The organism is Pseudohalioglobus lutimaris, assembly GCF_002866825.1.
Taxonomy (GTDB): Bacteria; Pseudomonadota; Gammaproteobacteria; order Pseudomonadales; family Halieaceae; genus Halioglobus; species Halioglobus lutimaris.
The window spans coordinates 1-19,361 of record NZ_PKUS01000033.1 but is presented as its reverse complement, the minus strand read 5'-3'; the positions used below and the strand labels follow the sequence as shown (position 1 = coordinate 19,361).

Here is a 19,361-nt window from a genome sequence, read left to right as displayed (position 1 = left end):
GACTGAAGACAGGATAATGAAATGGCCGCTTTTCGGTTTGGCCAGGAAGGCGCCTGGTACCGACAATAAAACCGCCCCCAGTAGATACGCATCGCATTCAATTACCCAGCCACGCGCCAGCCGTTTTTTGCACTGCACTGCCTACGCAAATGGTGACAGTTGTTCCAGGCAGTCAGACTGTTCCGAGTGCAGAGACGCTGCAAGGTTGCGGTTGTCGCAGTCACCCGGTCACTGCCGCTCACTCGGATTGTTTCTTTCTACGGGCTGGGAAGGTGACGTTCCTCCGGGTATAGACAAGGTGCTTGGCGCCTATCCTGAAGACGATCCACTGGGCAGTTTCAAGACGATGAATGCCTCGATGCGGGAGAACCTGCCGCCACCGCGCGACCTCCTGCTCATCACTGGTGACGCCTTTGCGGATACCTTGACCCTGCTCGGTCCGACGAACCCATTTGGGTAGTGTTTCTGCGGTGCAACCGACCCTGAGGGCTACTGAATTCATCGCTGCCCACTGGGATCCATGTTTTCCCTGCTGATCTAGCAGCATCCGTACCGCCCCCTCCCTAACTCCGGGCATGGCGTTCACCTCTTGGTTGGGCTGCACTTGTTCCACGTAATCGAAGGTACCAAGAAGCCCGTGATCCTGGTCTACAAAGCGGATGCGATCGGCAATATTGACCTGATTCAGCTGTTCGCAGCACGGGTTGTTGAGTAGGCCCTTTGCTCCCGCTATTCCTGTACGCCGCAGCGTTATAACCAGCACCCGGTTCTGTAGGCACTAACCCAGTGCCCAGTCGGCCGCCTCGTGACACAGTGGTAGATCGGGCTGGGTGCGTCGCACGCCGAGTTCGCGACGAGCGGATTGTAAAGCACTGCGAAGACCCTCCTCGACAGTCGGGTGGTAGAAGGGCATCTCAAGTAGCTGACTAACGCTCAGGTTTTGCTGAATCGACCAGGCCAGAAGATGCAGTAGATGCTCTGCATCCGGAGCCACAACCTCCGCGCCTAACAGGCGCCCGTCGCTCTCATTTGCATACAACTTCAAGCAGCCCGCATTGCGACCCGCCATCAACGCCCGCGCCTGCCTGGTAAAATCGGCGGTACCCGTTACCACGCCGTTCGCGGGCAGCTCAGCGCGGGTCAAACCCGCGTAACCGGCGCCCGGTTCGGTGAAGACAATTGCCTGGGGCGTGCGTCGCTTGAGACACGCGGCTTCAGGATGTAGTGCGTGATAAGCAGCGATGCGGCCTTCATCTGCCGCCTCGTGTAACAACGGACGCAGCCCACTGATATCACCCGCGATGAAGACCTCCAGATCGCCAACTCGAAGGGTGGACGAGTCGAAAAGCGGTACACCCCGCTTGTCGAGCTCGACGCCCAGGTTCTCAAGACCCAGCCCTTCGATATTGGGCCGTCGCCCAAGGGAGGCGAGTACCCAATCCACTTCTACCTCCTTTCCGCCGCCACTTATTTTCACGCTTTCATCGCCCTGGCCCAGCGTCGCATCCGCCCCGGTAGTGACGGTCATCTGGTCCTTTAATACATTGAGCAGCGAGGCATTGACCTCGGGGTCGCTCAGTCCCGCCACGCTGGATCCGCGAGTGAAGGCATGCACCTCGAAGCCGAGCTGAGCGAAAGCCTGGCCCAACTCTACACCGATGGGGCCGAGGCCGACCACGCCCAGGCGTCGCCCGGGTGCCTCTAGCTCAAAGACATTGTCCGACGTTACCACGCGATCGCCGAGGGAGCGCCACGCCTCGGGCAGGTTTGGCCGGGTACCGGTGGCGATGACCACGCTCTTGGCCTGGATGCGCTCACCATTGACTTCGAGGGTAGTAGAATCAAGGAAGCGAGGGTGGCCATGGATGCTGTTTTCACCGAGTGATTGGGCGGTGCCGATCGGCCCCGCTACGAAGCGATCACGCAACTCGCGCACATGCGCCATGACGGCGGTCCGATCAACCTCGAGTTTCTCTACACCACATATCCCGCTAGCGGCTAACCAGTGGCGACGTCCGAATGCATGGGCGACTTCGAGCAATGCCTTCGATGGCATGCAACCGACTCGCGCGCAGGTCGTTCCGTAATGGCCGGCGTTGATCAGCAACACATCATCGGTATAGCGCTGGGCTTCCTTCAAGGCCGTTAGCCCGGCCGTACCGGCCCCAAGAATGACCACTTTTGCTTGTCGCGTCATGACTCTTCCCCGTGGTGAAAACAATACAACAATAGCTGAGTCTGGCTGAGTAAGAACAGCAACTCAAGAAGCGCGATACCCGCCCCCCTTAATGTCATATGCACATCGCAGACGGTTAGGACTAGCTCCTGCGCGTATAAAGCCCAGGCAGGTCTGTGCAAATTGAGAAGTACGCGGTGGGAAATACAGCGCTAGCTGAGGGAAGCCGGGGTGTGGTTACGATATTTGCTGGGCGACATGCCAATACGACCTCTAAAAAAGCGGGAAAACGCTGCCGTATCGGTAAAATGCAAGCGTTCGGTAATCGCGGCAATGGATAGTTGCGAGTGACTGGTATAGTACTTTGCCAGATCTTCCCTTACTGCATCGTACAGGCTTTGATAACTGGTGCCATCCTGCTTCAGTTGGTGCTGCAAGGTTCTGGGGTTGCTCTTCATCATGCTTGCAACTCGCTCCAGGGTGCACCGATCAGTGTTCATCATAAAGCGAATCACCCTTTCCACCCGCAACGCCAGGGCCTCCCCTGAACTCTCAAGAGCCGCCTGCAGACGCTGGCGCTCTGCGGCCTGGAGTTGCGGCAGCGGGGCGTCGAGGTCGGCCTGGGTGATACAAATCGCGCTGACATCCTGATTGAAACTGAGCTCGTTACCAAACATACGCTGCAGTGGCTCCAGGTTCAGTGGTTCTGCATGCCGGAATTGACAGTGGCTCGGCATCCAGCGTTCACCCAACACTTCGCGTAGTTCCAGGCACGTACGGGCCAGGCCCAACTCCGTGGCCTGTACACGACTGCGGTGGATAACAGGTCGTGAGGCCGGCACACCGCGCACTTCAAAGCAGTAAGCCGCACCGTTAGGTGTGATCTCCAGTAATGCCGTGGTGAAGCTGGACTGTTGCTGCAGATGATCTGCAAGTAGTTGCAGTGCCTCGCCTACGGTGCCACTACCCAACGTTAGCATCCATGCAGAACTGATCAGCCCCCAGCCATGCAGCTTCGCAAACTCGATCCCCAGAAAGCGCTGGTTACACACTTTAGCGGCTTCTTCCAGAAAGTCGTTCAATATCACGGGGTCAGAGGCGGCATCACGAAGTTCAGCTTCACTGAGGCCCATACCCACGGTCGAGGCAATATCACTGACGTCCTGACCGTAGCCCTCGACCAGCTGTGCAATATTGTCTAGCGACCGACGTAGAGGAAAAAAAGGCATGCTAGCTTGCTGCTGATTTGTTGGTGTGATTGCGCAATATATCAAATGCCCTACAGCTATTAAATGCTAGCCTGCTAAGCTTGTACGTGGCTGACTGCCTGATACGTGTGAATGCCCATAGAATCTATAATGAATGAGAGACGGTAAAACTCATGAAAAAAAATCACTCTATTGACCAGCATACTGCCAGCCGTAGCCGTAACCACTCACGCGGCGGTGATGCCGGCGTAGGCGGCTTGTTGAAAGATCGCGACAACGTATCACTGACTGTCAAGCGAACATTCTGATCTGCAGTGCTTCCGGGGTAACCGAGTCAGTTCGACCGTGCCCCGGTTTTTTTAGACTCATTTCCATATAGGGAGAGTGTGCCCATGTTCAAGCAACACACAATAAAAAGCCTGGTGGCTGGCCTCGTCTGCCTCATCGGTTCCAGTTTGAGCGCAGCGACTGAAAAACCGAATATTCTGGTTATCTGGGGGGACGACATCGGCTACTGGAATATCAGCCGATATAGTCTGGGCATGATGGGCTACCCCACACCCAATATTGACCGGATTGCCAACGAGGGCATGGTTTTCACCGACTATTACGGCGAACAAAGCTGCACCGCCGGCCGTTCGGCGTTCATAACGGGGCAGCACCCTATCCGCACAGGGCTGACCAAGGTAGGCATCCCCGGTGCCGACCTCGGCTTGCAGCCAGAGGACCCGACCCTGGCGGCACTGCTCAAGCCCCTGGGCTACACCAGTGGTCAGTTCGGCAAGAATCACCTCGGTGACAGGGACGAGTTCCTACCCACCAACCACGGCTTCGACGAGTTCTTCGGCAATCTCTATCACCTCAATGCCGAGGAAGCGCCGGAGGACCCCGATTACCCCACCGCGCCGGGGTTCCGCGAGAAGTTCGGTCCGCGGGGAGTAATCCGCAGTTTCGCTGATGGCCGCATCGATGACAGCGGCCCGCTGACGCGCAAGCGCATGGAAACCGTCGACGAGGAGTTTCTTGCTGCTGCCCTGAAGTTCATCGATAAGGCCCACGCCAGGTCACAGCCATTCTTCGTCTGGTTCAACTCGACCCGCATGCACTATTACACCCACGTGAAACAGGAGCAGCTGGGGGCGTCTGGCCAGGGCTTTTACAATGACGGCATGGTGGAACATGATGGCCACGTGGGTCAGCTACTGGCCAGGCTGGATCAGCTGGGGATCGCCGACAACACCATAGTGATCTATTCCACCGACAATGGGCCGCATTACAATCAATGGCCCGATGCGGCCATCACTCCCTTCCGCGGTGAAAAGAACACTAACTGGGAAGGCGGCTTTCGGGTACCCGCAATGATACGCTGGCCGGGCAGGGTTGAAGCAGGCGGTGTCAGCAACCAGGTGATGTCGCACCTGGACTGGGTACCCACGCTGATGGCTGCCGCCGGGGACGATAACGTTGTCGCCGAGCTGAAACAGGGCAAGCGCGTGGACAACAAGCGCTTCAAGGTGCATCTGGACGGTTACAACTTCCTGCCTTTCCTGATCGGCGAACAGCAGCAGGCACCGCGGCGTGAATTCTTCTACTTCAGCGACGACGGCCAGCTGCTGGCCACCCGAATGGGCGACTGGAAACTGGTATTCGCAGAACAGCGCGCCAAGCGCTTCGACGTCTGGCGCGACCCCTTTGTGGAGTTGCGCATTCCCAAGGTGTTCCACTTGCGCCGTGATCCCTTCGAACGGGCCGACACGGATTCCAACAGCTACAATCTCTGGTGGGACAAGAAAGTCGCCACGGTTGGCGTTATGGGCAAGGCGACCGTCGGTCAGTTCGTGCAGACGCTGCAGGAGTTTCCGCCCCGGCAGAGGCCAGCTTCCTTTACTGTCGATCAGATAATGGAATCGCTGTACCAGAAAAAATAGACAAACGCGTAAACGCCGCTGGCACGCATCGGCCGGCGGCAGGAATTCACTCTTTGCGGGGAACGAAAATGAAGAAGTACTTTGTCTTGGCTCTGTTACTGCTTGCTGGCCCGGTTTATGCCGACATGCCCACTCCGAAACCTGCGGTCAACCCTGCGCTGGCTGCTTTCCAGGACAATCTCGACGACCCGCAACTAATCGAACTCGGCCGCAAGGGCCGGGTGCACATGGTTTTCGGCTACGATTACTCCAACTGGACCATCATTGAGGGGGACGATGGCCTTATCGTGGTTGACTCGGGTTGGTTTGTCGAGCGCACGCAACAGGCCATCTCGGATTACCGTGCTGCTACTGGAACAAAAAAACCGGTCAAGGCGGTCATCCTGACGCATATGCATTCGGACCATATTGCCGGAATTCAGGGCCTGTTCGCTGACGGCAAGGTCGAGGGGGTGGATATATACGCTCACACTGACTGGCAGCGACAGGTGGCGTACGACACGAACTCCGGCGACATGCTGATACGACGCGGCATGGCGCAAATGGGGTTCCTGCTCCCCTACAAGGATGTGGCGGCAGGCACCTACGGCGCCGGTATTGGCAGGGGTGCGCTGCAAGGCGGCACGTTGTCTGCAACGTTTCCACCTACCCACACCGTCGACGTTAGCGCCGCAACGGGTCCAGTGAAGCACACCATTGCCGGCATACCCGTTGAATTTCATTACGCGCCCAGCGACATTGACGCACAGTTGATGGTGTGGCTACCGGAAGACAAAGTCATTCTGGTTGGGGACGCGATTGGGGGCACCTTGCCCTATGTCATCACCCCGCGGCACGAGCCTGAGCGCAAGCCGGAAAGCTTTCTCTATACCTTCGACCAGATTCTCTCACTGGACGCGCAAGATATGGTACCCGGGCACGGCCGACCGGTACGCGGTCGCAATGACCTGGAAGCGATCATTCGCAGCAATCACGAAGTGATCGCTTTCCTGCATGAACAGGTACGCGGCTATGTAGGGAGGGGCTACAATGCGGATCAGATCATCGACGAGCTCGAGCTGCCGCCACGACTCGCCAACAACCCCGACTTGCAGCCCCGGTACCATACACTGGACTGGTTAATTCGAGGCTTGTACACCAACGAGGCTGGCTGGGTGCAGAATGTGAATAGCCTGACTCAGCATAGCGCCAGCGAGCAGGCCAGAAGACTGAGTCTACTGATCGGCGAGGACAAGCTTCTGCAAGCGGCCGCCGGGGCCATTGAGACAAAGGACTACCGGTGGGCGGTGAGCCTGGCCCAACTGCTGCTGGACGCGAACCCGGACAATGCGCGCGCCAGGCAACTGCAAATTGCAGGTTTGCGCGGCGTGGCTTACACCACGGAAAGCGCTGCCGAACGTAATTACGCGTTGACAGAGGTCGGCGCGATAGCCGGCGCCTTTAATTGGGACAATGTGATAACTCGCGTCAGTGCACGCCAGTGGGCGGTGCGCGATGCAGCTGCTGCATTTGAACTGTTTGGAGAACGTTTTCGCTCAGCGCCCGCGTACGGAAAATCTCTAGCGGTTACTTTTAACGTTGCCGCAGAGGGCGCATTCAGCTTTAGGGTCAATGACGGAACACTGCACTATGAGCGCGGCGCGTTAGAAAAAGCCGACGCGGTAATCGATATCGATCTTGCCACAATGAGGAAAGTAGGCAGTCGGGAGCTGACACTGGCTGAGGCACTAGAACAGCCATCAACTAAAATCACGCAAGATGACGGCCGCGCTGCTCTCGAATTTGCCGCGCTGATACGCTGAGCACGGGTTCACTCGTAACCCGCGTCCCGGATTATCCAGAGCCAGGTTTATTTGACTATAGTGAACAGGGATTTGTGGGGGTGGACGAGCAGGTCAACACGGCCGGCACAGAATGCACTGCCGAGCAGCCTGCTTTTTCTAGACTTGGATTCTCGCTTTTGCCACACTGCAATTGTTTGTGGAAAGCCAGGACGGTGATAAAATGCAAGTACGACAAATTACCTGTGCACTAACTCTCTGTGGGCTGGTTAATGTTGTATCAGCACAAGATGCGCTCACCACGCCGCCTGGCTCTGGCATTAAATACTCCCCCTATCCGGAACAGACGTTCCCGAATCAGGTGCTTTTTGGCGACACCCATCTGCACACTGCTTTTTCTGCCGATGCCGGGCTCGTTGGCGCGCTGCTAACACCGGACGATGCCTACCGGTACGCGCGTGGCGAGGTTGTGACCTCGAACACTGGCTTGCAAGCGCGGCTGGCCCGGCCCCTCGATTTCCTGGTCGTGACTGATCACGCCGAGAACCTTGGCCTGCCCGCGGCAGTATTGACCAAGGACCCCGTTCTGACGGCAACAGAATGGGGCAGGCAGATTATCAAGAAGATGTCGATTGGCGGAATCGACGGGATGACTGCCGCTTATGAATTTTGGCTGGCGGCAGTGTCTTCCGGGAATGACCCACTGGCGGGTACCGATTTCGCGCAAACAATGTGGGAGCGCGCCACGGAATCAGCCGATGCCAATAACCTGCCCGGCGCATTCACGGCGATGATCGGTTTTGAATGGACCTCGCAGCCCAATGGCGCGAATATGCATCGCAATGTGATTTATCGCGGCGGCAAGGCGGAGGCAGACCAGGTAATCCCGATCTCGACTTTCGATACCGACGACCCGGAGCGACTTTGGGACTGGATGGAAGCTTACGAGACGAAGACCGGCGGCCGTATCCTGGCTATTCCCCACGGCGGAAACCTGTCGAATGGCCTGATGTTCGATGACGTGACGCTCACTGATCGACGCCCGCTTGATGCTGAGTACGCCGCCAGGCGTATGCGCTGGGAACCGCTTTACGAGATAACGCAGATCAAGGGTGATGGCGAAGCGCACCCGGCGCTTTCCACGGAAGATGAATTCGCCGATTACGAGACCTGGGATAACGGTAGTTTCGGTCCCGAGCCAAAGACCCCGGACATGCTGCCACGTGAATATGCCCGGGAGGCGTTCAAGCGCGGCATGGCTTATGAGGCGCAGTTTGGCGTCAACCCCTTCAAGTTTGGGGTAGTTGGGTCGACGGATGCCCACACCGGCCTGACCGCGGAGACGGAGGACAATTTTTACGGCAAGGTAGCTGTCACCGAGCCGACAGCAGATCCGATCCGCTTCGACGAAGCCATTACCGGGCGGGTAGGTAATGTAGAACCGCAGCGTCACTGGATGGCCTCAGCGGCCGGGCTGGTTGGCGTTTGGTCGCGCGAGAATACGCGCGAAGCGATCTGGGATTCGCTGGCAGCCAAGGAAGTGTTTGCCACCACGGGAACGCGGATGACAGTGCGGGTATTCGGGGGCTTCGACTTCACCGCCGCTGACCTGAATCGGCCCGACTTCGCCAGGTACGGCTACGAAAACGGCGTTCCCATGGGATCAGACCTGAACACAGCCCCCCGCGGCAAGACACCGCGCTTTCTGGTGAGGGTGATGCGGGACGTTGATGGCGCGAATCTGGACCGGGTGCAAATGGTCAAGGGCTGGCTCAACGCCGATGGTTCTACAGGTGAAAAGGTCTATGACATCGCCTGGTCCGACGACAGGGTGGCTGATGCAGAGGGCAAACTCCCGCCCGTTGGTAACACGGTCAACGCCAGGGACGCCAGCTACAGTAACTCGATTGGTTCTCCTTATTTGGCAACGTTCTGGGAAGATCCTCATTTTGACCGTTCGCAGCGGGCTTTCTATTATGTTCGTGTGATTGAAATCCCGACTCCGCGCTGGACAACCTTCGACGCAAAGGTCTTCGATGTAGCAATACCTGAAGGCGCAAACACCTGGATTGACGAACGCGCGTATACGTCACCCATCTGGTACAACCCCTGAGGGCAGGTTCCGGTCACACGAACTATGAACGCAAGCATTTGACCAGCGTCACAAACATCGGCCTAATCTTGCCAGGGCACCTTCAAGCCTGTCTCCAAAAACGGTAAGAGGCTTGATTGAGAGAGCCAGGAATGGATTGCGATGCTATTGATTGAGATGGACGCTACGGCTCTGTGCGCATTGCTGGGCTTGTCTCTTGTCGGATTTATCGCTCCACTGCTGTGGTTTCAGGCGCGCGACAACCGTCGGGCCAGTGAGTATCTGGCTGTATTTGTCCTGATTGTGGGAGTCAGTCTGCTGCAAACCTTCTTGCTGCACAGCGGGCTGACGCGACGCTATCCATGGGTTTCAGGTCTGGGGCAATTTTTATTCTTTGCACTGGGACCACTGCTTTTTCTATACACGAAAACACTCACCGACCGGGAATTCAAGTTTGCCGGCAACGTGGCCTGGCACTTCCTTCCGGTATTGTTCAGCCTACTGCTGTACTTGCCTGTGTATCTGCAAACAACGGAGGCCAAGCAAGCGGCCGCCGAGTTGTATTTCGCACAACGTGTGAGCGCTGAGGACCAGGCTTATCAGCTGGCAGCGCTGCCAATGGCATCAAAGATCTATGCAATACAGTTCGTGGCGTTGATGTTCCACCTTGGTAGTTATGCTGTGCTGGTACTTTGGCAACTGGAAAAACACCGCAGGCGTATTGAACTGGTTTTCTCTGATATTGAGCTGATTAACCTTAACTGGTTGCGCTGGCTCAATTGGCTGGTGCTGGCAGTAAGTTTGATCTCTTTGGTGTTTTTGATGCTGCGGCTCTTTTCCCAGGACCCGGTGTCCTCAGGGGGCCGTGTGGTTCCGGTACTGGTGATGTTCCTACTAATTTATTACGCCGGCTGGATGGGTGTCCGCCAACCGCAGATATATGGTACGCAGGCCAATAGTAGTGATCCTGGAGTTGAGGGCGGTGATAGCGAATCCAAATACCACAACACAGGTCTGTCTGCGGCAGATGCCGATAAGCACTGGCAGCGATTGCAGCATGCCATGGACGAAGAGCAACCTTACCTACGCAGTGGCCTGACCATCAAGCAACTGGCAGACACCCTGGGGATGTCGACGGCCCACTTGTCGCAGGTGATAAACAGCCGGGCTCAGGTGACCTTTTTTGACTACATCAATAGCCAGCGGGTCGCCTATGCTCAGCGTCTACTGGCTAACCCCGACCAAAAGAAGCGTAAAGTGTTGGATATCGCCTTGTCGTCAGGGTTTAGTTCAGAGTCCTCTTTCTATGCCCAGTTTAGAAAACATGCCCAGTGCACGCCCAGCCAGTACCGTCGCCAACTGCAGACGCAACGATAACGTCTCCTCTTTCTCTATTTTCGCCTCCTGACTTCTAAGATCGGAGGTCTGTAGCCTTTGCCATGTGCTTGTATTGAGTCGTTATAGGGATTCGGCGGTCGAGTAGTTATACGATATTGCCGGGTATCTTGTCAGCAGATGGAACACAACTCCATCCGAAGAATAAGAAGAGGAAAGCGTATGCAGCCCACAACTCCCTCCCGCTGGATACTTGCACCGGCCATTGCCGCCAGTCTGGGTAGTGTCAATATGCCAGTTTCGGCGCAGGACCTGGTTATCGAGGAAGTGCTTGTCACAGCACAGAAACGAGTCGAAAGTGCGCAGGACATTCCCGTTGCACTCACCGTCATCAGCGGGGACATGATAGATAATATTGGCATCCAGTCGACTACAGACCTGGTCAAGATCGCGCCTTCGTTGACCGTCAGAGAAGCAAATCACGCCCAGAATAGTGCGTTCAGTATACGAGGAATTGGCACTATCACGTTCGGCATCGGTGTAGAGCAAAGTGTGGCTGTTCTCGTAGACGAGGTTGCCGCCGTGCAATCCGGGCAAACGATGGCGGGCTTGATGGATATAGAACGAGTAGAGGTCTTGCGCGGGCCACAGAATACCTTGTTTGGAAAAAGTGCGTCAGCAGGCTTGCTGAGCATTACCACCAAAGCACCCAGTGAAGAGCTGGAATCGTACCTTATTCTAACCGCTACCGACGATGATGAGACCAGGGTAGCGGCATCAATATCCGGCCCATTGAGCGATAGTGTAGGCTATCGACTGAGTGGAAACTGGAGTGATCGTGACGGCTACATTCGCAATTTAACCGCAGGGGAAAAAGACAAAAACGGTAGTAAAAACAAGAATGTACGAGGCAAACTTAGATGGGACGTTAACGAGTCCATCCAGGCTGACTTTACCGCCTATTACATGAAAGATGAAACCAACTGTTGTGCGCGGGTGTGGACGGAGTTTGATCCTGACGCAAAACTCTTCGGTTTTATCCCCGAGTCAGTTGCCGAGGGTATTACACCCGGAGAAGACAACCAGGATTTTCGTGCAGACGACGGCCCACAAAACGACTCGACTACCAAAGGTGCCAACGTAAGGCTGAATCTCGACCTGGGTGAATTCACCCTGACATCGATCACCGCTGTCGATAACTGGGAGTTCAACGTCAACCAGGATGTCGATTTCGGGGATATTGACGTATTGAAGTATTTGACAGGCGGTCGCGAGAGCGGCGGCCTGTATTCAGTGGGGTGGTTTGAAACTGACTTTTTCTCCCAGGAAATTCGCATTGCCTCGCCAGCTTACGACAGCTATGACTATGTGGTCGGCCTGTACTATTCAGATGCTGAAACCAAGCGAACCTTCTTCCGTAACCTGAGCCTTGCTCCCGCCGACTTTGCGTCCAGCGCCGGAAACGAAAACCTGGGGCTTTTCGGCCAGCTGACCTGGCGATTTACCGACAGCACCAGCATCACCGGCGGGTTGCGCTGGATCAAAGAGGAAATATCGGCAGATTACGAAAACTTCGCCAACGCCGAGGACACTCCCTTTTCCGACACGGCCAGCGATGAACAGGTCGTAGGTAAGCTGTCGCTGCAGCACTTTATTGGCGAGGATACGATGGCCTTCGCCAGCTATACGCGGGGCTATAAAGGCCAGGTGTTTGATCTCGATGTGGGGGTAAGGAACCTGATCGACCCCGAGACATCGGACTCTTACGAGATCGGTGTGAAAGGTAACCTCTGGGAGAGGCGGTTACAGCTTAACCTCGTGGCGTTCTATACAACCTACGAGGGCTTTCAGGTGCAGCGCGCGGAAATCGTCGATGAGGTTATAAAATTCGAGCTGAACAACGTTGGAGAGCTCAATACGCGTGGTGTCGAATTGGAAAGTATCGCCTTACTGAGTCAAAATGCCACCCTGACCTTCAACGCTGCGTATATCGACGCGGTCGTGAACGACTATGACGGTGCGAGCTGTTACACCGGACAAACCGAGGAACAGGGTTGCGTCAACCAGGCTCAGACCATTGATGGAGGCAGCCTTCCGTACGCTCCCGAGTGGAAATATACAGCGGTGCTGGACTACCGGCTGCCGCTGGACACCATGCCGTTTGATGCCTTCGCGAACGTGCTGTATTCCTGGCAGGATGACACACTCCTGTCGATTAACCAGAACCCCAACCTGACGCAGGACAGCTATGGAGTGGTGAATCTGAGGTTAGGCATCAATGACAAGTCCAGTCGCTACAGCGTAACGCTGTTTGCCAATAATCTGCTGGATGAAGGCTACGCCACCAGCAAACTGGACGTATCCAGACTCTTCGGCAATGCGACGGCGCGGGCGCAGATTACGCCCCGCAGTACTCAGCGCTACTTTGGGGTAGAGGCCCGGTTCAACTTTTAGCCTTTCATTCGGTGTGCCAGCCAGCGTGCGCCTTGCCGCGTATCGCCAGCTAGAGGAATACCAGCGACGGTGGCCCTAATCGGCAAGCGTAGATCCATCAGGCAGGACGATTTTATGAACTATAGTAAGTTGCATTGCAGGCTATTTTTACTTGTGGCGGGGATGTTGGCTGGAGCCAGTATAGCCGTGGCATCAGGCGAGGGTACGCAACCTCGGCTCAATCAAATTCAGGTTATCGGCACGCATAACAGTTACGCCCAGCCACCCGACCCAAGAGCGATGGCGATCATGGCGCCGCGTCTGCAAGCGATATTTGAAGGCATGTTCACCAGGATGTCTTCGCAGGAAAAGGCCAAGTTTGCTGAAGAGCACCCGGTTTTGCTTGAGAAGGGTTTTGGCGCATCGCTGGACTACATTCACCCGCCTCTGGAATACCAGCTGCGCGCGGGTCTGCGCAGTTTGGAGATTGATCTCTACGTCGATCGTGAAGGCGGTCGCTTTGCCGACCCGCTGCCGTATCGGCAACTTCGCGAAGCGGGAGAGAAGGACCTGGCACCGCTATACGACAATGCCTTGCGGGAACCAGGCTTGAAAGTACTGCATGTCGCGGATGTGGATTTTCGCAGTCACTGTCCCACCTTCAGGATCTGCTTAACGCAAATGCGTCAGTGGTCGGAAAAGAACCCCGGACATTCACCTGTATTTGTCCTGTTGGAACCCAAGCTGCCCGGGCTGAACAGGGCGATTCCGGGGGCGGCGGAAGTTGATGCTTTTACTGAGATGGACTTTGATGAGATGGACAGCAGCATACAGGAGGTTCTCGGTAGAAAGAGAGTCTTTACCCCCGATGACCTTCGTGGCTCTGCGGCCACGCTGGAGGCTGCCGCATTGTCCCAGGATGGCTGGCCCAGGCTTGATCAGTCACGCGGTAAGTTTGTGTTCTTGCTGCTGGTGCCGGGTGAAAACTTTGAGGCACTCTCACCCTACACTGCCAGGCGCCCCTCCCTGAAAGGGAGAATGGCTTTCATGCAGGGCAAACCCGGCATGCCGCATACCGCGTTTGTGATGGTGGACAATCATCTCACGGACCCTGCTGTTATTCCCTCGTTGGTCAAGCGCGGTTACCTGGTCCGCTCCCGCGCAGATATCGACACCCATGAAGCATTACTGAACGCTACAGAACGCCGGGACAAGACACTGGCGAGCGGTGCACAAGTGATATCAACCGACTTTTTTGCGCAACCCAATATCTATGGCAACAGCTACTCGGTTACCCCGTTTTCCGGCGGCGCACGCTGTAACCCGGTTAACTCGGCGAGCAACTGCTCAATCGGTCAGTGATTGCATAAAAAAAATGACCAGACCAGACGCGTAGAATTTCCTGGAGAGCATTTATGCTTCGTATAGCTCGACCTTGTCTTGCAGGGCTTTGTCTTCCGGCATTGTTGCTTTGTTCATCTCCCGGCAGCACAGCAACGCCAGAGGTGTACTTGCCTCAAGCTAATAGCAACTGGTTCGCTGCGGCGCAGGAAACGCTGCACAAGAATCTGTCACTTGAGCCAGTGAAAGACAGGGCGAAGAATATCATCCTGTTTGTTGGAGACGGCATGGGTGTCAGCACGGTGACAGCATCACGCATTTTTGAAGGGCAATCGCTAGGCATGGTGGGCGAAGAGCATGTTCTTTCCTGGGAGATGTTTCCCAACGTTGCCCTGTCTAAAACCTACAACGTGAACCAGCAAGTGCCCGACTCAGCAGGTACCGCTACCGCATTCATGACCGGCGTTAAAACCAAAGCCGGGGTTATCTCAGTCGACCAGTCGGTAACGCGGGGTGATTGTCGCTCGTCCCGGGGGCATCACACGGCAAGTTTTCTGGAGCTTTCGGAACAGAGAGGCCTGGCTACAGGTATCGTAACAACGTCGCGATTGACACATGCGACACCAGCGACGGCTTATGCACATGTCCCGGAAAGAGATTGGGAGAGCGATGTAAACATTCCGCAGGCCGAAAAGGCAGCGGGCTGCAAGGATATTGCACTACAACTCCTTGAGTTTCCTTACGGTAATGGTATTGAGGTGGCCTTTGGCGGGGGTCGGGAAAATTTTCTACCCGTATCGTTTATTGATGGGGAAGGCGGTGAAGGGAAAAGGGCAGACAAGAGAAACCTCATTGAAGAGTGGAAAAAAAAGCACCCTGACGGCAAGTATATCTGGAACGAGGCAATGCTAAACAAGCTGTCGGCTCATTCCACAGGCCCTGTACTGGGCCTCTTTGATGCAAGCCATATGCCGTTTGAGGCAGATCGCGCTGAAGAGCTTGCTGCAGGACCTTCTTTGGCAGCCATGACAGAAAAAGCTCTGCAGATATTACAGCGACACAGTGAAGGCTACTTTTTGCTTGTGGAGGCAGCCCTGGTGGACAAAGGGCATCATGCCGGGAGTGCTTATCGTGCTTTAACCGAGACGGTTGGCCTGGCTGAGGCCGTGGACAAGGCTGTAAAAATGACCAGCAGGAATGACACGTTGATTATTGTCACCGCTGACCACTCACATACGTTAACAATGGGAGGAGCACCCACGAGGGGCAACCCTATTCTGGGTAAAGTGGTTGCGAATGATAACGGCGGTGAGGCAAAAACTGAGTATGAGAAGGCCCTGGATAACAAACCCTATACAACCCTGGGGTACTATTCTGGCCCGGGCGCCAGGGTAAAAGGCAATCGGGCGGACGTGCACAACACCGACACGTCGGCAAAAAACTTCAAGCAACCCGCCCTGGTGCCACTACAGGAGGGAACGCATGCCGGCGAGGATGTTGCGGTGTATGCGCGCGGTCCTTCGGCTCATCTCATTCGAGGCGTGGTTGAGCAGAACTTCCTTTTCCACGTGATGGTTCACGCTGCCCGGTTTTAAGTTCAAGATTAAGCAGGCAACGAACGTGGTCTGAACAAAGAGAACAATGGAGACCCCTTATGGCAGGGCAGCAAGTTTCAGCCACTCACATGGCAGCGGGCAAGCAAGGCGAGGGCAACACGACCCACGAAAGTCAGAGAGCGCCGGGGACATACCGGCCTGCGCTGACTGCGCTTACCATGCTGTTCTTTACCTGGGGCTTCATCACTTGCCTCAATGACATCCTGATTCCTCACCTGAAAGCCGTTTTTGACCTCAATTACACAGAGGCCATGTTGATCCAGTTTTGTTTTTTCGGGGCCTACTTTCTTATTTCATTACCAGCAGGGGCACTGGTCAAGCGCATTGGCTACAGTAAGGGAATTGTTGCCGGCTTGCTTGTTGCAAGCTTCGGGGCATTGCTTTTTTATCCGGCAGCCAGTTATATGAAGTACCCGCTATTTTTGGGTGCATTGTTTGTGCTGGCATCTGGCATAACTGTGTTGCAGGTATCAGCAAACCCCTACGTTGCGGCGCTGGGAAGCCCTCACACGGCCTCCAGTCGTCTTAACATGACGCAGGCGTTCAATTCACTTGGGACTACTGTCGCACCCTTTATCGGCGCGGTGCTAATCCTATCGGTATCAACAGCAGGGCTGGATGCCGTGACAGAAAAGCAGGCGCAGGCAGATGCGGTAAAGCTTCCCTATATATTACTTGCGAGTATTCTCGCTGTAATGGCGCTGGTTTTTAGCCAATTAAAGTTACCTGTTATCAGTTCCCACCATGCTACGAAACATGCATCAGCAGAAGCAGGCAGCATATGGTCCCAGAAGCATCTGGTGCTGGGTGCGTTGGGCATTTTTCTTTACGTTGGTGCAGAAGTGGCGATCGGCAGCTTTCTGGTGAACTTTCTCGCTCAGGAGAACATTGCCGCAATGCAAGAAGCGCAGGCCGCGCATTACATCGCCTACTATTGGGGAGGCGCGATGGTGGGCCGTTTCATCGGTGCGATAGTAATGCGGTATGTTAAACCGGGACGTTTGCTTTGCTGCAATGCGTTATGCGCTGTTGTTCTGGTCACGATTGCAATGTTGGGTAATGGCAGCCTGGCTATGTGGGCAATTTTACTGGTAGGTTTGTGTAACTCGATCATGTTTCCCACGATCTTTTCGCTGGCAATAGCCCAGTTGGGAACACATACCAGTCAGGGCTCCGGGATAGTGTGCCTGGCTATTGTGGGTGGCGCGATTGTGCCGCTTGTACAAGGTTTAGTAGCGGATAGCCTGGGTTTACAGCAGGCCTTTATCATTCCGCTCTTGTGCTATATCTATATTGCCTATTATGGATTACACGGCTCAATTCCTGCTAATCCCGCCTCCGCCGCCGGCCAATAAGAAAGCCTGTGAGGATGCTGAGTAAGACAAGGATTAACAGACTGCTAGCCGCAATTTTTGCCAGTAGTTTTAACCAGGCAACTACGGTAGGTGAAATATAGAAATCACGTTCGGTTATGTTTGCAGGTAGCTCTCCCAACCCGGACTCCCAGTCTGCTATGGACTGTAGCAACTCTTGCACTTTTTCGGGATGCTCATCAATCAGGTTTCTACTCTCCGACGGATCGTCCTTGAGGTTAAACAGGAGCATGTCGTGTGAACGTATGCCCACTACGGATTCTGGCGAGAGAACCGGGAACAGAAAGTCAGGAATGGGCAGTGGGTTGGAAAAGGGTAATTTGAGTTTCCAGTCTCCTTTTCTATACGCCCCTATTTCACCCTTCAAGTAATAGGCGATTTCCCTGGGAGCGGGCTGCTGGCTGCCCTCACCGGTGAGTAGGGCGTGAATATCATCGCCATCCAGCTCCTTGCCCACTGGCTTCTCAATGCCGGCAAAATGCATGAAAGTGGGGAACCAGTCGAGCATTGTGGCCGGCTCTTCGACAACCCTGTTCGCAGGGATAGTATTTGGGAACATGACCAGCGTCGGCACCCGCATCCCACCCTCGAAGGTGGTGCCTTTGCCGCCTCTCAATGTACCGGCTGAGCCGCCATCATCGCCCATGATTCGCCACGGGCCGTTGTCACTTGAGAAGACCAGTAGGGTGTTATCCAGAATGCCGTTGTCTTCCAGAGCGCGACGGATCTCCCCGACGCTCCAATCAATCTCTTCAACGGCATCACCGTAGGCGCCTCTGGCACTGACGCCGGAAAAACGCTCGGAACTGTACAGGGGAACATGGGGCATTGCGTGAGCAACGTACAAAAAGAAGGGGTTGTCACGGTTCGCGTTGATAAATGATGTCGCCTCCTCTGTGAGACGCCTGGTCAACTGGGTCTGGTCAATATTTCTATCGACGATTTCAGTCCCTTTGATGAATGGGTACGGCACCATATCGTTGCTATAGGGCATGCCAGCGAATTCATCGAATCCCTGGTTCAAGGGCATGAATCTGTCGCGGTGACCCAGGTGCCATTTGCCGACCATTCCCGTTTGGTAACCGCTGTCACGTAGTGCCTCCGCAATGGTGAGTTCGGACTCGGGCATTCCGTCAACACTTGTGGCATAGAAAACATGGTGAATGCCCATGCGAACCGGATAGCGACCGGTTAAAAATCCCGCACGCGACGGCGTGCAAACCGGCGATATTGCATAAAATTGTGTGAACCTGACCCCGTCCTCACCGATCTGGTCGATTGAGGGCGTTTTGATATCGGCAGCCCCGTAGCTGGCAATGTCGCCATATCCCAGGTCGTCTGTGAAGATGAAAACAATGTTGGGGGGGAGATGGGTTGGTTCTGTGTAAGCTGTAGCTGCTTTTGCAAACGGGGTAGCTGTTGAAAACTGAACGAGCAAGATAACCATGTATAAGGAGCATTTCTTTAACTGCCTATTGGTGACGGCTAAAACGGTCAAGTAGGTTTCTCCTTAAGTTCACGTCAGCTCACGGCCCAAACGTTCGCGTTTGACCAACTGGAAACCCTCTGATTTGGGTCGACTCTCAGGTGCCGCCAAAGTCGGAGGAGGGCGGGGCCCTGAACTACCCGTGAAAGTAGCTGACGCTGAACCGCATTCTGGAATAGCCCCCCACCTGATCACAGGTGTCCAGGGGGCTAAGCATGAGTAATCAGCGTCCTCTTTTCAAGGAAATCTAGAAACGATAACCCAATTCAATACCATAGGTACGTGGCAGTGTATCGACTACCCCATAGCTGCCGTAGATGTCTTCACCAGTCAAACCATAGTTCTCATCGGTAAGATTTCGGCCCCAGACAGCAATCGACCATGTGCTGTCTACTGAGCCCAATACGATGCGTGCATTAACACTGTTCCGATCATCAGCATATAGGTATGAAATTTCGATTGGCACATAATATTGAATACCCGGGTTGAGACTGTACTCAGGCGACCCCGGTTATTTCCAGGTTAGGTATGCGGATTCAAACGGTCGACGCAACATTCTAATCTCTTAGTACAGAGAAGGAGTGTTGTCGAT

The 19,361-nt window shown here is 55.1% G+C and carries 14 protein-coding genes and 1 pseudogene; 11 read left to right on the top strand and 4 right to left on the bottom strand.

The genetic code is table 11. The features are described from left to right. The first annotated feature begins 211 nt into the window (after nt 1–211). Nucleotides 212–460: a hypothetical protein gene (locus tag C0039_RS17980; protein ID WP_101518856.1), complete on the top strand. Its 249-nt coding sequence runs from the start codon at nt 212–214 to the stop codon at nt 458–460. On the opposite strand, the pseudogene C0039_RS21360 reads toward C0039_RS17980, so the two are convergent. After that, nucleotides 389–577: pseudogene (locus tag C0039_RS21360) on the bottom strand (IS3 family transposase); the annotation flags it as partial. The gene C0039_RS17980 and the pseudogene C0039_RS21360 overlap by 72 nt on opposite strands. A gap of 12 nt (nt 578–589) precedes the next feature. Here C0039_RS21360 and C0039_RS21435 point away from each other — a divergent pair. Next, on the top strand, nt 590–715 hold the full coding sequence (locus C0039_RS21435) for a hypothetical protein (RefSeq protein ID WP_279304946.1): 126 nt from the start codon (nt 590–592) through the stop codon (nt 713–715). 63 nt (nt 716–778) lie between these two features. On the opposite strand, the gene C0039_RS17975 is transcribed toward C0039_RS21435, so the two are convergent. Both C0039_RS17975 and C0039_RS17970 read right to left on the bottom strand, forming a co-directional pair. Then, entirely contained in the window at nt 779–2,197 is a 1,419-nt protein-coding gene (locus C0039_RS17975) for a dihydrolipoyl dehydrogenase (protein WP_101518855.1), read from the bottom strand. A gap of 191 nt (nt 2,198–2,388) precedes the next feature. After that, entirely contained in the window at nt 2,389–3,405 is a 1,017-nt protein-coding gene (locus C0039_RS17970) for an AraC family transcriptional regulator (protein WP_101518854.1), read from the bottom strand. Between the two features lie 152 nt (nt 3,406–3,557). On the opposite strand from C0039_RS17970, the gene C0039_RS21430 reads away from it, so the two are divergent. The 9 genes from C0039_RS21430 (at nt 3,558) to C0039_RS17930 (ending at nt 17,265) form a co-directional block, all read left to right on the top strand. Continuing rightward, nucleotides 3,558–3,692 (top strand): DUF1302 domain-containing protein, encoded by a 135-nt coding sequence (locus C0039_RS21430; protein WP_165787180.1) that lies wholly within the window; start codon nt 3,558–3,560, stop codon nt 3,690–3,692. Between the two features lie 84 nt (nt 3,693–3,776). After that, nucleotides 3,777–5,312 (top strand): arylsulfatase, encoded by a 1,536-nt coding sequence (locus C0039_RS17965; RefSeq protein WP_101518853.1) that lies wholly within the window; start codon nt 3,777–3,779, stop codon nt 5,310–5,312. A gap of 68 nt (nt 5,313–5,380) precedes the next feature. After that, nucleotides 5,381–7,114, top strand: a complete 1,734-nt coding sequence (locus tag C0039_RS17960; RefSeq protein WP_101518852.1) for an alkyl sulfatase dimerization domain-containing protein — start codon at nt 5,381–5,383, stop codon at nt 7,112–7,114. Between the two features lie 202 nt (nt 7,115–7,316). Further along, on the top strand, nt 7,317–9,206 hold the full coding sequence (locus C0039_RS17955) for a DUF3604 domain-containing protein (RefSeq protein WP_101518875.1): 1,890 nt from the start codon (nt 7,317–7,319) through the stop codon (nt 9,204–9,206). 141 nt (nt 9,207–9,347) lie between these two features. Next, entirely contained in the window at nt 9,348–10,562 is a 1,215-nt protein-coding gene (locus C0039_RS17950; protein ID WP_101518851.1) for a helix-turn-helix domain-containing protein, read from the top strand. Nucleotides 10,563–10,742: 180 nt separating this feature from the next. Continuing rightward, nucleotides 10,743–12,974 carry a TonB-dependent receptor gene (locus tag C0039_RS17945; protein WP_165787179.1) on the top strand — a complete coding sequence of 744 codons (2,232 nt, stop codon included), beginning with the start codon at nt 10,743–10,745 and terminating at the stop codon, nt 12,972–12,974. Between the two features lie 114 nt (nt 12,975–13,088). After that, nucleotides 13,089–14,315 (top strand): Ca2+-dependent phosphoinositide-specific phospholipase C, encoded by a 1,227-nt coding sequence (locus C0039_RS17940; RefSeq protein ID WP_101518849.1) that lies wholly within the window; start codon nt 13,089–13,091, stop codon nt 14,313–14,315. A 143-nt stretch (nt 14,316–14,458) separates the two neighbouring features. Beyond that, complete coding sequence (locus C0039_RS17935; protein ID WP_423810693.1) at nt 14,459–15,889, top strand: alkaline phosphatase family protein; 1,431 nt, start codon at nt 14,459–14,461, stop codon at nt 15,887–15,889. Nucleotides 15,890–15,948: 59 nt separating this feature from the next. After that, the gene (locus tag C0039_RS17930) at nt 15,949–17,265 is read left to right on the top strand and encodes a sugar MFS transporter (protein ID WP_243391658.1); all 1,317 of its coding nucleotides are present in this window, start codon (nt 15,949–15,951) and stop codon (nt 17,263–17,265) included. On the opposite strand, the gene C0039_RS17925 is transcribed toward C0039_RS17930, so the two are convergent. Continuing rightward, nucleotides 17,237–18,730, bottom strand: coding sequence for a sulfatase family protein (locus C0039_RS17925; protein WP_207796482.1), 1,494 nt, complete (start codon nt 18,728–18,730; stop codon nt 17,237–17,239). The genes C0039_RS17930 and C0039_RS17925 overlap by 29 nt on opposite strands. Nucleotides 18,731–19,361 lie beyond the last annotated feature (631 nt).